This window comes from Polaribacter butkevichii (assembly GCF_038024105.1).
Taxonomy (GTDB): Bacteria; Bacteroidota; Bacteroidia; order Flavobacteriales; family Flavobacteriaceae; genus Polaribacter; species Polaribacter butkevichii.
Map to the genome: position 1 here is coordinate 2,701,827 of NZ_CP150661.1, position 15,509 is coordinate 2,717,335.

Annotated in this window: 13 protein-coding genes; 3 read left to right on the top strand and 10 right to left on the bottom strand. The window is 31.9% G+C overall.

Translation table 11 applies throughout. The features are described 5' to 3' along the window. On the top strand, positions 1 to 1,683 hold the full coding sequence (locus tag WG951_RS11620) for a G-D-S-L family lipolytic protein (protein ID WP_105049644.1): 1,683 nt from the start codon (positions 1 to 3) through the stop codon (positions 1,681 to 1,683). A 128-nt stretch (positions 1,684 to 1,811) separates the two neighbouring features. Here the strand turns inward: WG951_RS11620 and WG951_RS11625 are convergent, their stop codons facing one another. Then, complete coding sequence (locus tag WG951_RS11625) at positions 1,812 to 3,026, bottom strand: aminotransferase class V-fold PLP-dependent enzyme (RefSeq protein WP_105049643.1); 1,215 nt, start codon at positions 3,024 to 3,026, stop codon at positions 1,812 to 1,814. Positions 3,027 to 3,125: 99 nt separating this feature from the next. Here WG951_RS11625 and WG951_RS11630 point away from each other — a divergent pair, with 99 nt between their 5' ends. After that, entirely contained in the window at positions 3,126 to 4,448 is a 1,323-nt protein-coding gene (locus tag WG951_RS11630; protein WP_105049642.1) for a serine hydrolase domain-containing protein, read from the top strand. 30 nt (positions 4,449 to 4,478) lie between these two features. On the opposite strand, the gene WG951_RS11635 is transcribed toward WG951_RS11630, so the two are convergent. The 9 genes from WG951_RS11635 to WG951_RS11675 all read right to left on the bottom strand — a co-directional run bounded on the left by WG951_RS11635 (position 4,479) and on the right by WG951_RS11675 (position 12,467). Then, positions 4,479 to 4,682: a hypothetical protein gene (locus WG951_RS11635; protein ID WP_105049641.1), complete on the bottom strand. Its 204-nt coding sequence runs from the start codon at positions 4,680 to 4,682 to the stop codon at positions 4,479 to 4,481. A 96-nt stretch (positions 4,683 to 4,778) separates the two neighbouring features. Beyond that, complete coding sequence (gene sufD / locus WG951_RS11640) at positions 4,779 to 6,092, bottom strand: Fe-S cluster assembly protein SufD (protein ID WP_105049640.1); 1,314 nt, start codon at positions 6,090 to 6,092, stop codon at positions 4,779 to 4,781. 142 nt (positions 6,093 to 6,234) lie between these two features. After that, positions 6,235 to 6,984 carry a Fe-S cluster assembly ATPase SufC gene (gene sufC, locus WG951_RS11645; protein ID WP_105049639.1) on the bottom strand — a complete coding sequence of 250 codons (750 nt, stop codon included), beginning with the start codon at positions 6,982 to 6,984 and terminating at the stop codon, positions 6,235 to 6,237. A 129-nt stretch (positions 6,985 to 7,113) separates the two neighbouring features. Beyond that, complete coding sequence (gene sufB, locus WG951_RS11650; protein WP_105049638.1) at positions 7,114 to 8,559, bottom strand: Fe-S cluster assembly protein SufB; 1,446 nt, start codon at positions 8,557 to 8,559, stop codon at positions 7,114 to 7,116. A gap of 39 nt (positions 8,560 to 8,598) precedes the next feature. Next, entirely contained in the window at positions 8,599 to 8,991 is a 393-nt protein-coding gene (locus WG951_RS11655) for a four helix bundle protein (RefSeq protein ID WP_105049637.1), read from the bottom strand. Between the two features lie 35 nt (positions 8,992 to 9,026). Continuing rightward, positions 9,027 to 9,356: a HesB/IscA family protein gene (locus WG951_RS11660; protein WP_105049636.1), complete on the bottom strand. Its 330-nt coding sequence runs from the start codon at positions 9,354 to 9,356 to the stop codon at positions 9,027 to 9,029. A gap of 321 nt (positions 9,357 to 9,677) precedes the next feature. Next, positions 9,678 to 11,252: a S41 family peptidase gene (locus WG951_RS11665; protein ID WP_105049635.1), complete on the bottom strand. Its 1,575-nt coding sequence runs from the start codon at positions 11,250 to 11,252 to the stop codon at positions 9,678 to 9,680. Further along, positions 11,242 to 11,670: a deoxycytidylate deaminase gene (locus tag WG951_RS11670; RefSeq protein ID WP_105049634.1), complete on the bottom strand. Its 429-nt coding sequence runs from the start codon at positions 11,668 to 11,670 to the stop codon at positions 11,242 to 11,244. Before WG951_RS11670 ends, WG951_RS11665 begins: the two co-directional genes overlap by 11 nt. Positions 11,671 to 11,885: 215 nt before the next feature. Further along, positions 11,886 to 12,467, bottom strand: a complete 582-nt coding sequence (locus WG951_RS11675; protein ID WP_105049633.1) for a HupE/UreJ family protein — start codon at positions 12,465 to 12,467, stop codon at positions 11,886 to 11,888. Between the two features lie 226 nt (positions 12,468 to 12,693). Between WG951_RS11675 and nirB the strand changes: the two genes are divergently transcribed. Beyond that, entirely contained in the window at positions 12,694 to 15,207 is a 2,514-nt protein-coding gene (gene nirB, locus WG951_RS11680; RefSeq protein WP_105049632.1) for a nitrite reductase large subunit NirB, read from the top strand. The last annotated feature ends 302 nt before the right edge of the window (positions 15,208 to 15,509 follow it).

Genomic DNA, 15,509 nt, shown 5'->3' on the forward strand with positions numbered 1-15,509 from the left:
ATGAAGAATTATAAATATGTAGGATTGTTTCTTTTAACGCTTGGTTTTATGTCTTGTGATGTAAACAATGAGTTGGATACAATTCCAGAAGAAGTAGCAGCAGAAGTTCAATTAAATGCAAATGGGTTAGATTTTTCTAAATACGTTTCTATTGGAGCCTCTTTTACAGCAGGTTTTACAGATGGAGCTTTGTTTAAAGCAGCCCAAGAAAATTCTTTTCCTAATATCTTAGCATCAAAATTTAAAGCTGCCGGAGGAGGAGATTTTAATCAACCTTTAATGAATGATAATATTGGTGGGTTATTGTATTCAGGAAATGTAATACAAGGACCAAGATTATTTTTTAATGGTTCTGGGCCAGAATCTTTAACAGCAACACCAACTACAGAAGTTACTTCTTCTGTTAGCGGTAGCTTAAATAATTTTGGTATTCCTGGGGCAAAAAGCTTTCATTTATTAGCGGCAGGTTATGGTAACTCAGCAGGCGTTATACCAGGGTTAGCTAATCCTTATTTTGCAAGAATGGCTTCTTCATCTACAGCAACGGTTTTAGGAGATGCAATGGCACAGTCACCAACATTTTTTACATTATCAGAAATTGGTGGTAATGATGTTTTAGGCTATGCACTTTCTGGAGGTACTGGTGTAGATCAATCTCCATCTGAAGGAAATCCTACAGGGAATTTAAACCCTGCAACGTATGGATCTAATGATATTACAAACCCTTTAGTTTTTGCAAATGTTTTTAATGGTATGATTGCAACTTTAACTTCTGGTGGAGCAAAAGGAGTAGTTGCTAATCTACCTTATATTACAACATTAGCACACTTTACAACCGTGCCTTATAATCCTTTAGATCCTAATGACGCAGAAACTGGACCAACTTTAAAGGCTCAAATTCCGTTATTAAATTCAGTTTTTGGCGCTGTTAATCAGGTGTATGTAGGTGCTGGAGAACCAGAACGTGCTATTGTTTTTTCTGCTACAGAAACAAATTCTTTAGTTATATATGATGAAGATGCCACAGATTTAACTGCTGCAATTACTAATAGTTTAGGTGCGAGTCCAACTTTTGTTCCTTTTGTAGAATCGATAGGGTTACCTGCTGCAGCGGCACCTTTGGTGGCTAATTTGTTAGGGCAACAATATGGAAAAGCAAGATCTGCAACTTCTAATGATTTATTTGTTTTACCAAGTAGTAGAGTAATCGGAACAGTAAATATGACTGCAGCGGGTACTTTAATTGCTCAAAGTAATGGACTTTTACCAGCAACTTTAGCGGGTCAGTTTTCTGCAGAAGGAATTACCCTTCCTTTAGAAGATAAGTGGGTACTTACACCACAAGAACAATTAGCAATAAAAACCGCTACAGATGCTTATAATACAATTATAGAAGATGCTGCTGCTTTAAATGATAATATTGCTTTGGTAGATTTTAAGGGTGTTTTACAAGAAGCTTCTACAGGAATAATGTTTGATGGTTATACCATGACAACAAGTTTAGTTACGGGTGGTTTGGTAAGTTTAGATGGAGTTCATTTAACAGGTAGAGGTTATGCTTTAATGGCTAACAAAATTTTAGCTGCTATGGATGCTAAATTTGGTTCTAACTTTACAACAGCAACAAATGGTTTGGCAAAAGCAGGAGATTTTACAACAAATTATTCACCGCTTTTACAGTAAGAAATATATACAATTAAGTACAAAAAAAAGGTTGAGCAATTGCTCAACCTTTTTTTATATTATAGAACGTAATACATAAAAATTTGTAGCTTACACTAAGCAGATTGCTTCGTTCCTCGCAATGACAATTATGAAAGCATCATTGTTGCTCTTTTTACGCCGGCAACTAAAACATCTATTTCTTCTTTTGTGTTGTAGAATGAAAAGGAAGCTCTTATGGTTCCTGGTATCTTATAAAAGTCCATAATGGGTTGTGCACAATGATGACCTGTTCTAACGGCAATTCCTAATTTATCTAATATTGAGCCAATATCATACGGATGAATATCATTTACATTAAAAGAAATAACCGAAGTTTTTTCTTTGGTGGTTCCGTAAATTTTTAATCCTTCAATTTTTAAAAGTTCTTGCGTACCGTAAGCTAAAAGTTCATTTTCATACGCTGCGATTTCATCAAAACCAATAGAATTTAGATAATCTATGGCAGCTCCAAAAGCAATTCCACCACAAATATTTGGTGTTCCAGCTTCAAATTTATGAGGCAAACCAGCATACGTAGTTTTTTCGAAAGTTACGGTAGCTATCATTTCTCCACCACCTTGGTAAGGAGGTAGCTTTTCTAACCATTCTTGTTTGCCGTACAACATTCCAACACCTGTTGGTCCACATAATTTATGGGCAGAAGCTACATAAAAATCAACGTTTAAAGCTTGTACATCTGGTTTAATATGAGGTGTAGCCTGAGCTCCATCAATTAAAACAGCAGCGTTTACTTTGTGCGCAGCATTAATAATTTCTTCAATTGGATTAACGGTTCCTAATGCGTTAGAAACATGGTTACAAAAAACCAATTTTGTCTTCTCATTCAATAAATTATGGTAAGCTTCCATGTTTAAAGAACCGTCTTCTAACATCGGAATAACCTTTAAAATAGCGCCTGTTTTTTCGCACAACATTTGCCAAGGCACAATATTAGAATGGTGTTCTAATGCCGAAACAATGATTTCATCACCTGCATTTAAAAGGGTTGCAAAACCAGCGGCAACTCTATTAATACTGTCTGTTGTACCAGAAGTTAAAATAATTTCATAAGCTTCTTTTGCATTAAAATGTTTCTGAATTTTAATACGTGCTTGTTCGTATTTATCTGTCGCTTCCTGACTTAAAGTATGCACACCTCTGTGAATATTAGCATTGTAATTGCTATAATAATCTACAATGGCATCAATAACAACTTGTGGTGTTTGTGAAGTGGCAGCATTATCAAAATAGACTAAAGGTTTTCCGTGAACCGTTCTTTTTAGAATGGGAAAATCTTCTCGAATTTTATCAACATTTATCATACAAAATCAATTTAAAAGACAAAGATAAAGGTTGATTTTTTAAACTTGTAAAAAAGCCAATATGATTTTCTTATTTTTACATAACTAAACTCTTTTCTCATGAAAATTTTTAAACGGATTCTACTTTTAGTATTGATTCTTGTTTTAAGTACAATAATTTATAATTATCCAAAATTGAATATGTTATCTGGCTATTCTGCTAAAAATATTGCTTCTTCTGTTTTTGTTGCCAATAGAACTTTAGCCTTTACAGACAAAACAGATAATAATTTTGCGCCTGTTAATTTAGCTTCTGATGCAATTGATTTAGAAAGTAAAATAGCAATTTCTTCTGCGTTTGGCTTATTAACTAGAAAAGCAGTTTATAGAAAAGGTTTAGGAGCTGTTTTAACCTTAACAGAAAAGGATGAAACTGCCAATTACCTAGTACCTAAAAGAAAAAAAAGGGATAATTTAAAGGTGTATCCTTATGGAGATGCACCGCAAAAAGATACGGTTTTTGCAAATTTAGATTATGCTAAAATAGATAGTTCTGTAGATTTTTTGTTTGATTCAATAAACCAAACAAGAGCGGTTTTAATCATTTATAAAGATCAAATTGTTTTAGAAAAATATGCCGATGGATTTTCTAAAGAATCAAAATTATTGGGTTGGTCCATGACTAAAAGTATTTTAAGTACTGTTTTTGGTGTTTTAGAACATCAAGGAAAATTGGGTGTAAATGATAAAGCACCAATTGCGTCATGGCAAAAAGATGAACGAAAAAATATTACCATTAGTAATTTATTACAAATGAATTCTGGTTTGGAATGGGATGAAAATTACGAAGAAATTTCTGACGCTACTAAAATGCTTTTTTTAGATAGAGATATGACCAAAATGCAAGAAAACAAACCTTTGGTTGGTAAGCCAAACGAAACTTGGAATTACTCTTCTGGAACCACTAATTTATTATCTGGAATTTTAAGAAGCTATTTTAAAACACATCAAGAATATTTAGATTTTTGGTATTCAGATTTTATTGATAAGATAGGAATGAATTCTATGCTCTTAGAAGCCGATTTAAGCGGAAATTACGTAGGTTCTTCTTATTCTTGGGCAACGACAAGAGATTGGGGTAAATTCGGTCTTTTATACCTTAAAAACGGAAATTGGAACGGAGAACAATTATTTACAAAAAAATGGGTAGATTATATAACCACACCAACACCAACTTCTGATGGAACTTATGGTGCTCAGTTTTGGTTAAATGCAGAAAACCACTTTAAAGATGTGCCTAGTAATATGTATTATGCGGATGGTTTTCAAGGACAAAGGGTATATGTTTTACCCGATCAAGAAATGGTTATTGTACGTTTTGGGTTGAAAAACTTTGATGAAAATGAGTTTTTAAAAGGTGTTATTTCTGCTATTGAAGAATAATACCATTTGTAAAAAAATAGGTTGAATTATTTAGTCCTTTCCTTTTATCAAACTAAGTGCTACAGCTACAATTCCTAATGCTATTGTAATATAAGAGTTTGTATTGTCTTGTGCTTTTACTAAATCTAAATCGCCAATAGAAATTTCGGTTTCTGGCTGTACCATTGTGTAAATTCCATAAACAAGAAGTACTACTCCTGCAGATAATAAAATTGTTTTAATTGTTTTGTTCATAATTTTGTTTTTTTAAAGTTACAAAAAATAGTTGAGCATAAAAAAACCACGCAAAAAGCGTGGTTTAATCTTTATACAAAAAGCAACTGCGTTGCCTTACAAATCGAAACCAATATTTACATTTAATTTCTCTGCAATTAACTTGGTAATACGTTGTTTTACCTCTGGTATTTTAACGCTTTCTAAAACCGTATTTGCAAAAGCAAACATTAATAATGCTTTTCCTTCTTTTTTAGGAATACCACGTTGTTGCATGTAAAATAAAGCTTCATCATCTAATTGACCAATAGTACAACCGTGAGAACATTTTACATCATCAGCAAAAATTTCTAGTTGAGGTTTTGCATTAATGGTTGCTTTATCACTTAATAAAACGTTGTTGTTTTGTTGATAAGCATTTGTTTTTTGAGCTTCTTTATTTACAATTACTTTACCGTTAAAAACAGCTGTAGAACGCTCATCATAAATTCCTTTATAATCTTGATGACTTTCACAATTTGGCTCAATATGGTGTACCAAAGTATGATGATCTACGTGTTGTTTTCCTTCAATAATGGTAATTCCTTTTAAGATAGAGTCTATATATTCTCCTTTTTGATAAAAGTTTAAATTGTTTCTAGTGATATTTCCTCCAAAAGAAAAAGTATGCACAGATACAACAGTATTAGATTGTTGTTCTACAAAAGTATTGTCTACTAATGATGCATTATTATCATCATTTTGAATTTTGTAATAATCTACAAAAGCTCTTTTATCAGCAAATATTTCTGTAACCGAATTTGTTAAAACTGGGTTGCTTGTTAAACTTTGATGACGTTCTATAATTTGAACATGAGCATTCTCTCCAACAACAATTAAATTTCTAGGTTGTAGCATGGTTGCAGCTTCTGAACCTGTAGTAAAATTGATAATTTGAATTGGCTTTTTTACTTCAACATTTTTAGGAATGTTAATATAAGCTCCTTCTGTAGCAAATGCCGTATTTAAAGACGTTAAATTATCTTGTTTTGCAACTTTGTTAAAGTAGTTTTCTATAACCGATTTGTATTGTGGCTTTGTTAAAGCGGCAGACATTAAACAAACATCTACAGTATCATGCGTTGTTTCAGATAAAAACGAGCTGTATTTACCATCAACAAAAACAATTTTATACGTATCTATATCATGTATAAAATACTGCTTTACATCGGCTAATTCAATGTTATTAGCTTTATTAGGAAAAATACTATAGTCTTGTTTTAAAACTGAGTTTAAAGACGTGTATTTCCATTCTTCTAACTTTTTGGTAGGAAAACCTAACGCTTCAAAGTTTTGAAATGCTTTAGAACGTATCTCATGAACATCAGAATTAATGTCAATTCCGTTTTCAAAAGCTACATATGATGATATTAATTTTTCTTTTAATTCCATTATTTCAGTCTTCAGTTGTCAGTCTTCAGTTGGCAGTTTACCAATGACATGTATAAATTGCTTTAATGACTAACTATTTTAATTTTATTTCTGTTTTAGCATGCAGTTTTTTGACTGCAAACTGCTACTGATTTACTGTGAACTATACTAGTTCTTGTTTAATCCAATCATATCCTTTTGCTTCTAATTCTAAAGCTAAAGAAGCGTCTCCACTTTTTACAATTTTTCCATCGTGTAAAACGTGTACAAAATCTGGTACAATATAATCTAATAAACGTTGGTAGTGTGTAATTACAATTACTGCGTTGTCTTTAGATTTTAATTTGTTTACGCCGTTTGCAACAATACGTAAAGCATCAATATCTAAACCAGAATCAGTTTCATCAAGAATTGCTAATTTTGGTTCTAGCATTGCCATTTGAAAGATTTCGTTACGTTTCTTTTCTCCACCAGAAAAACCTTCGTTTAAAGAACGAGATAAGAATTTACGGTCTATTTCTAATAATTCTGATTTTTCACGAATCATTTTTAACATGTCTTTTGCAGGCATGTCTTCTAAACCTTTTGCTTTACGAGTTTCGTTAATAGCCGTTTTAATAAAGTTTGTAACAGAAACTCCAGGAATTTCTACAGGATATTGAAAAGATAAAAAGACACCATTATGTGCTCTTTCTTCTGGTGCTAATTCGCTAATATCTTCACCATTTAATTCAATAGTTCCGGCAGTAACTTCATAATCTTCTTTTCCTGCAATAATGTTTGCCAAGGTACTTTTTCCAGCACCATTAGGCCCCATAATTGCATGTACTTCACCTGCTTTTACTTCTAAATTCAATCCTTTTAAAATTGATTTATCGTCTATACTTGCTTGTAAATTTTCTATTTTTAACATTCTCTTTATGCTATTGGCTTTTAGCTTTTGGCTATCAGCATTATTTTAATAATTATATATTTTTAAACTGTATTCGTTGTTTATGTAATTTAATAGGTAAACAAGTAAACAGTAACTATTTGTAGTTTTTTAACCTACAGAACCTTCTAAACTAATTTCTAATAATTTCTGCGCTTCTACAGCAAATTCCATAGGAAGTTTGTTTAAAACCTCTTTACTGAATCCATTTACAATTAATGCAATTGCTTTTTCTGTATCGATACCACGTTGGTTACAGTAAAATAATTGTTCTTCACCAATTTTACTTGTAGTTGCTTCGTGTTCTATTTGTGCCGATTTGTTTTTTGCTTCTATGTAAGGAAACGTGTGTGCACCACATGAATTACCCATTAATAAAGAATCGCACTGAGAAAAATTACGTGCATTTTCTGCACGAGCTCCAACATGTACCAAACCTCTATATGAGTTTTGTGAGTGTCCTGCAGAAATACCTTTAGAAATAATGGTAGACTTGGTATTTTTACCTAAGTGAATCATTTTTGTACCAGTATCTGCTTGCTGATGATTGTTGGTTACCGCAATAGAATAAAATTCACCAACAGAATTGTTTCCTTTTAAAATACAAGAAGGATATTTCCATGTTACTGCAGAACCTGTTTCTACTTGTGTCCAAGAAATTTTAGCGTTGGTTTCACACAATCCTCTTTTGGTTACAAAATTGTAAACGCCACCTTTACCTTCTTTATTTCCAGGATACCAGTTTTGTACGGTAGAATATTTAATTTCCGCATCGTCCATTGCAATTAATTCTACAACAGCTGCGTGTAATTGATTTTCATCTCTACTTGGTGCCGTACAACCTTCTAAATAAGAAACATAACTTCCTGCATCTGCAACAACTAAGGTTCTTTCAAATTGTCCTGTACCACCTTCATTAATTCTAAAATAGGTAGATAATTCCATTGGGCATTTAACACCTTTAGGAATGTAACAGAAAGATCCATCAGAAAAAACTGCCGAATTTAATGCTGCATAAAAGTTGTCTGTTGTTGGTACAACGGTTCCTAAATATTTTCTAACCAATTCTGGATGTTCTTGAATTGCTTCAGAAATTGGCATAAAAATAATCCCTTTTTCACCTAATGTCTTTTTAAAAGTAGTAGCTACAGAAACAGAATCCATAACAATATCTACAGCAACATTAGCTAATTTTTTTTGTTCGTCTAAAGAAATCCCTAAACGTTTAAAAGTGTCTAATAATTCTGGATCAACTTCGTCTAAAGAATTTAATTTAGGTTTCTTTTTTGGAGCAGAATAATACGCAATGTCTTGAAACTTTGGTTTTTCATAATGCACATTTGCCCATTCTGGTTCTTCCATTTTTTCCCAAACTCTATAAGCTTCCAAACGCCATTCAGTCATCCATTCTGGCTCATTTTTCTTCTTAGAAATTGCGCGAACAACATCTTCACTTAATCCAACAGGAAATGTGTCACTTTCTATATCTGTATAAAAACCGTATTTATATTCTTGGGTTTCTAATTCTTTTTCTAAATCTTCTTCAGTATATTTCATTGTTCAAAGTTCTTTGTTTAAAATTCAAAGTTGTATTGGCTAATCCTTGTACTTACTTCCTTTGAAGTCACTCTTTTTTAAATAACTGATAAAACCACCAATCATTTTACTCAACTTAAGTGCTTGTTCTTTTAATTTATTAAAATCTTTTTCATTAATATAATTTCTATCAAAAACTCTATATAATTGAGATCTTGTTTCTCCACAAGATGCTTTTGCTATTGATAAAAACTGAATAAACTCTTTATTTCCATTTCTTTCAAATCCTTCAGCAATATTATCCATAACTGAACCTGAAGAACCATCTATTTGACTATATAACTTATAATCTTTTCTTAATTCTGTATTATTAGCAACTGTATTTATGTCGTTACAAAGAACTCTGGAAAGTTTCCAAATTTCTAAATCTTCGAACATTTTAACAGTTGCCATAACTCGGAATTTTAAATCTTAAATTTTGAACTTATTTATAAACTAAAGGACTCACCACAACCGCAAGTTCTGTTTGCGTTTGGATTGTTAAAAACAAATCCTTTTCCGTTTAAACCTCCAGAGTATTCTAAAGTTGTTCCTACTAAATATAAAAAACTTTTCTTATCGACAATAATTTTTACACCATTCTCTTCAAAGACTTTATCGTTTTCATCTTTTTTATTATCAAAAGTTAAATCGTAAGATAAACCAGAGCAACCACCACTTTTTACCCCAACACGAACATAATCGGTTGCGGCATTAAAGCCATCGTCAGTCATTAGTTCTACGACTTTCTTCTTCGCTGTGTCTGAAACTTTTATCATAATTTTAAATAGATTAAATCTAAATTGTCTGCAAATATACAATATAAGTCGAATAAAACTTGGAAACTTTCATTATCAAACCCAATTATACAATTGGTTTTATTGATTGTAATTATAAGTAAGGTTTATTGTAGTTCTTAGAAGAGTAATGGGTTTTTTAAAACACTAATAACTACTACAAATAATTTAGAAAAGATATTATATTTTTAATTGGTGCAAAAGCATGTATACAATAGCAAATTAATACGTACCATTAAAGATTATTTTAGTGCTAACAACTATGAGTAACCGTCTTTTACTAATACAAACTAACCGAATTAATTATTTCTGGCTTTCTAGTTCTAATACTTTCTGAATCATGTTATCATCTTTGTGCATAATTCTATAAAAACCTACATCGCCAAAAAGAGTGTTTGCAATAGATGCTTTTAAGTATTTTTTTAAACTTTCTTTGGTTTTAGTATTTGGTTTTACACGGTTTTTAACTTCTGTTAAATAAGAATTAAATACTTTTTTATCTGTATCAAAATCGGTAACAAAGCTGTCTATGGTCCATTTTTCTAGAGCTTTTCTATTGTTATCTACATAATCAAAAGCAAAATTATTTATAGTGTTAAAATAGAAATTGGTCATGTAAGAAGTAGTGTCTATAGGTACAAAAACATCCGGAATAATACCACCACCACCGTAAACAATTTTACCTTTTGGTGTTGTAAATTTTAAAGAATCTACTACTTTTATACTGTCTCTGCTTAGTAGTTCTCCGCTTGTAATTCTGTTCTGAAAATCTTTATAATAATTTTTATTTCCATTATGATTATAGGGTTTCTGAATAGAACGACCTGTTGGAGTGTAATAACGAGCCGTTGTTAAACGCACTGCAGAACCATCACCTAAATCCATTTCTATTTGTACCAAACCTTTACCAAAAGATCTACGACCTATAATAGTTCCTTTATCATTGTCTTGTAAAGCTCCCGCAACAATTTCTGATGCAGAGGCAGAGTTTTCATCAATTAAAACATACAAACCACCTTTTTCAAAATCACCTCTAGAAGTGGCAAAAGACTCTTCAATTTTATTTTTGTTGTTTTTGGTAAAAACAATTAATTTATCGTCTTCTAAAAATTCATCAACAATACTATTAGCAATGTCTATAAAACCACCGCCATTGCCTCTTAAATCTAAGACCAAATCGGTCATTCCATCATCTATTAAAGTATGTAATGATGATTTAAATTCTGTATAGGTGTTTCTAGCAAAACGATCTAATTTAATATAACCAACAGAATCGTTAATCATATATGCTAAATCAACACTTTTAATATTTACTTTACCACGAGTCACATCAATTGTAAAAAGAGAGTCTGTACTTTTTCTATAAATTTGAAGTGCAACTTTAGTATTTGGTTTCCCTTTTAAATAACCAGGCACCTTATCTGTAAACATATCTTTACCATACAACGTATCTTTATCTGCCATTAAAATTCGATCACCAGCTTTAATACCTGCTTTTATGCTTGGTCCACCTTTTATAGGTTGTATCACGGTAATAGAATCGTTTATCATTCTAAATTGCACACCAATACCAACAAAATTGCCTTGCATGTTTTCTGTAACAGCTTGCAAATTTTCTTTAGGTATATACACAGAATGCGGATCTAACTTACCCAACATTTGCGTTATGGCACCATCTAATAAACTATCTGTATTTACAGTATCTACGTAATCTTTTTCAATAAAATTAATCAGTTTCTTTATCTTCATTTCTTGCGAAGAATTCTTAGAAAGAGACATCATAATATTCATAGGGCTTCCGTTTAAAGAAACACCAATAAGTAAACCTAAAATAACTGCTAAAGATAAATATATAGGTAAGTTGTTACTATTTTTCATAAGGTAAATGCATAATTTCTACGCCTGCTTTTTGTAAAAAATCGATTCCAGAAGTATCTCTGTAAGAATTTGCAAAAACCACACGCTTTATTCCTGCTTGGTGAATTAATTTACTGCATTGTGTACACGGAGATAAGGTAATATAAAGTGTAGCACCTTTTGCAGATTGGGTAGAAGAAGCAACTTTTAAAATGGCATTTGCCTCTGCATGTAAAACTTCCCACTTTGTAATTCCTTCATCGTCTTCACAACAATTATCAAAACCAGTGGGCGTGCCGTTAAAACCATCAGAAATAATCATTCTGCCTTTTACAATGAGTGCACCTACTTGTTTACGTTTACAATGTGAGAGTTTTCCCCACTCAAAAGCCATTTTTAAATAAGCCCTATCGTACTTTAATTGTTTCTTATCCGTCATACTAGAACGAAAGTAAAAATATTTACAGAAATAAGACGTTAATAATAAGACAAAATTTATTTAGACGCTCTCTAAGTACTCTTTTTTGTGCGTTCCCTTACAGGTCGGGCTTTACGTTACAATCTTTTTATTCATACTTCATAAAAAGGATTTTCACTGCAATCCCTAACGCAGCTTACAAGTTATCAATAGTAAAAAATCGAAAATTTTGTTGTTTACCAAAATACTCTATCGGTCATCATTTGTATAGCAAAACCAATTACAATAGAAGAACAAACTAAAATCCAATCTCTTCTGCTAACTCTAAAAAAGTTTTGTAAAAGTGTACCAATAATTAAGATTCCTAAAACAATAATAATCTGAGCAGCTTCTATACCTAAAGCAAATTCTAATAACGGAAACAATTTATTTTCTTCTTTACCAACCATCATTTTAAAATAGTTAGAAAAACCCAATCCGTGAATTAACCCAAAAAGCACAGCAAAAATTAAGTTGATATTTTGTTTCCCTGAAGACGCATTTTTAGCCGTAAGCACATTTACAAGTCCGGTTATAAAGATGGTTACCGGAATCGCAAACTCAATCATATCCATTTTAATTTTTAGAATACCATACGCAGATAAAGCCAAGGTAACAGAATGACCAATTGTAAATAAAGTAACCAACCATAAAACTTTTTTCCATTGTTTAAAGCTAAAAACAACCGCCAAAACAATTAAAAATAAGATGTGGTCGTATGCAGCTAAATCTAACACATGGTTTAAGCCCATTTTAAAATACAGTAAAAAATCGTCCATTTAAAAAAATTAATTAGGTGTGATTGCCAAAGATATTAAAAACTGTAATCGAAATAAAGCGTAAATACACTATTAACAATTCTAATTGCTGAATTTTAAATAATATCAAATTTATAAGTATTTATTTCTTTAAATCAATAATAATTTAATTAATACGTAAATTTTATAAAATTAAATACGTATAAATAAGTAATAATACTTAGTTTTGTTATTCAAATACGTAATTATGAAAACAATTATAGTTGTAGGAAATGGAATGGTTGGTTATAAGTTTTGCGAAAAATTTGCAACTCAATCTCAATCTAAAGATTTTAAAATCATTGTTTTTGGTGAAGAGCCAAGACCCGCTTACGATAGAGTTCATTTAAGTGAGTTTTTCGAGAACCAAGATGCAAAAGCTTTAGAAATGGCACCTGCAGAATGGTATAAAGAAAACGATATTGATTTAATTGTTGATGAAAGAGTTTCTGACATTCAAAGAACTACAAAAACTATAATTACTGCTAAAAACAGAGTTTTTAATTACGATTACTTAGTTTTAGCAACAGGATCTTCTGCTTTTGTTCCGCCAATTAAAGGTGTAGAAAAAGAAGGGGTTTTTGTGTATAGAACTATAGAAGATTTAGAAGGTATGTTAGCATATGCTGCAAACCTTAAAGAGAAAAACCCAAATGCAAGAGCTGCTGTTTTAGGAGGGGGTTTATTAGGTTTAGAGGCAGGTAAAGCTGTTATGGATATGGGTTTAGAACCGCATATTGTAGAGTTTGCACCTAAATTAATGCCAAGACAATTAGATGCAAGAAGTAGTAAAGTATTGCAATTAAAATTAGAATCGATAGGATTAAATATTCATTTAAGTAAAGCAACCAACCAGATTTTAGGAGACGATGCTATTACGGGAATGGAGTTTGGCGAAGACGATGTTTTAGATGTAGAAATGTTAGTAGTTTCTGCAGGAATTCGTCCAAGAGATGAACTTGGTAAAACATGTGGCTTAGAAATGGGCGTTCGTGGCGGAATTGTAGTTGACAATAAAATGAAAACTTCCGACGAAAATATCTTCGCAATCGGAGAAGTTGCTTTGTACAACCAAATGATTTATGGTTTAGTGGCTCCTGGTTACGATATGGCTGGTGTTGCTGTAGATCAAATTTTAGGTAAGACCGAAACATTAATGCCTGCCGAAATTGACATGTCTACCAAATTAAAATTAATTGGTGTAGATGTAGCTAGTTTTGGAGAGCCTTTTATGCCTGCATCTAAAGGACATTCTGTTATTTTCGAAAACAAAACACAGCATTTATATAAAAGAATTAACGTTAGTTTAGATGGTAAATCTTTATTAGGAGGAATCTTAGTAGGCGATGCATCAGACTATAATATGTTGCATCAAGTATTTTTAAACGGAATGGCAATTCCAGAAGATGCTGCGCAATTAATATTACCAGCAACAGAAGGCGGTGCTTTTGGTAGTGCATTAGATTTACCAGATGAAGCGCAAATTTGTTCTTGTGAAAACGTAAGTAAAGGTCAAATTTGTGGGGCTATTAAAGATGGTTCTTGTGAGGATTTAGCGGGCGTTATTTCATCAACAAAAGCAAGTACAAGTTGTGGTGGTTGTAAACCAATGGTTACAGATTTAGTAAACGAAACGTTGAAATCTCTTGGTAAAACTGTAAAAAATGTAATTTGTGAACATTTTGAATATAGCAGACAAGAATTATACGGAATTATAAAAGCTAAAAAACTGACTACTTTTAACGAGGTTTTAGATGCTACAGGAACCGGTCATGGTTGTGAAACTTGTAAGCCGTTAGTTTCTTCAATTTTTGCAAGTTTATATAATGATACTCCAAATAAAGAAGACGTTACCCAAGATACAAACGATAAATTTTTAGCAAACATACAACGTAACGGAACCTATTCTGTAGTGCCAAGAATTGCGGGTGGAGAAGTAACTCCAGAGGATTTAATTGTTTTAGGACAAATAGGTTCGAAGTATAATTTATACACAAAAATTACCGGTGGAGCACGTATCGATTTCTTTGGTGCAGAATTAAATGACTTACCAGCAATTTGGAAAGAGTTAATTGATGCAGGTTTTGAAAGTGGTCATGCATATGGAAAATCATTAAGAACTGTAAAAAGTTGTGTAGGTTCTACATGGTGTCGTTATGGTTTAGATGAAAGTATTTCTTTTGCTATAGAGTTAGAAAATAGGTACAAAGGGTTGCGTTCTCCGCATAAAATTAAAGGTGGTGTTTCTGGTTGTATTCGTGAATGTGCAGAAGCAAGAGGTAAAGATTTTGGAATTATCGCTGTAGAAGGTGGTTGGAATCTTTATGTGGGTGGAAACGGTGGAGCAACACCAAGACACGCACAATTATTAGCTGAAAAAATAGACAATGAAACGGTTATAAAATATTTAGATCGTTACTTAATTTATTACATACAAACAGCTGCTCCGTTAATGCGAACTGCTGCTTGGTTAGATAAATTAGAAGGCGGAATAGAGCAATTGAAAAAAGTGGTTATCGAAGACAGCTTAAATATTGTTGATGACTTAGAAAAAGAAATGCAATTTTTAGTGGATGCTTACGAATGTGAGTGGAAACAAGCCATCGCAAACGAAGAAACAAAGAAACGTTTTCATCATTTTGTAAATTCAGATGATAGAGATGACAACTTAGTATTTGTGCCTTTACGTGATCAAAAAATGCCAGAACTCTGGAAAAATTAAAATAAAACATCTCGATACAATTTTGCGAAAAGGCAAAATCACTCGATGTGAAACTATGAAAATTGATTGTTCGCAAAATATCATAAATCTAAAAAGTATAACAATATAATGTAGCGCAATTTTTATGAGAAAAAACAATTATTTTTCTCTGCGGAAATCTACGGAATCAGCGGGTTGATCCCCTAATCATGACCTTGTATTTCTCACAGATTACGCAAATAATCGCAGATTTTTTAGGTATGATAAAAAACGGATATAGAGTTTGAATAAGAATAAAAGTGGATTTCGGTGCGAGTGAAATT

What these genes read in the sequence shown, in the direction of transcription:
- sufD (WP_105049640.1), bottom strand. Translation starts at nt 6,092, where the DNA reads ATGGAATTAAAAGAAAAATTAATATCATCATATGTAGCTTTTGAAAAC.
- WG951_RS11670 (WP_105049634.1), bottom strand. Translation starts at nt 11,670, where the DNA reads ATGACGGATAAGAAACAATTAAAGTACGATAGGGCTTATTTAAAAATG.
- WG951_RS11630 (WP_105049642.1), top strand. Translation starts at nt 3,126, where the DNA reads ATGAAAATTTTTAAACGGATTCTACTTTTAGTATTGATTCTTGTTTTA.
- WG951_RS11655 (WP_105049637.1), bottom strand. Translation starts at nt 8,991, where the DNA reads ATGGCAACTGTTAAAATGTTCGAAGATTTAGAAATTTGGAAACTTTCC.
- WG951_RS11620 (WP_105049644.1), top strand. Translation starts at nt 1, where the DNA reads ATGAAGAATTATAAATATGTAGGATTGTTTCTTTTAACGCTTGGTTTT.
- WG951_RS11625 (WP_105049643.1), bottom strand. Translation starts at nt 3,026, where the DNA reads ATGATAAATGTTGATAAAATTCGAGAAGATTTTCCCATTCTAAAAAGA.
- sufB (WP_105049638.1), bottom strand. Translation starts at nt 8,559, where the DNA reads ATGAAATATACTGAAGAAGATTTAGAAAAAGAATTAGAAACCCAAGAA.
- WG951_RS11675 (WP_105049633.1), bottom strand. Translation starts at nt 12,467, where the DNA reads ATGGACGATTTTTTACTGTATTTTAAAATGGGCTTAAACCATGTGTTA.
- WG951_RS11660 (WP_105049636.1), bottom strand. Translation starts at nt 9,356, where the DNA reads ATGATAAAAGTTTCAGACACAGCGAAGAAGAAAGTCGTAGAACTAATG.
- WG951_RS11635 (WP_105049641.1), bottom strand. Translation starts at nt 4,682, where the DNA reads ATGAACAAAACAATTAAAACAATTTTATTATCTGCAGGAGTAGTACTT.
- WG951_RS11665 (WP_105049635.1), bottom strand. Translation starts at nt 11,252, where the DNA reads ATGAAAAATAGTAACAACTTACCTATATATTTATCTTTAGCAGTTATT.
- sufC (WP_105049639.1), bottom strand. Translation starts at nt 6,984, where the DNA reads ATGTTAAAAATAGAAAATTTACAAGCAAGTATAGACGATAAATCAATT.
- nirB (WP_105049632.1), top strand. Translation starts at nt 12,694, where the DNA reads ATGAAAACAATTATAGTTGTAGGAAATGGAATGGTTGGTTATAAGTTT.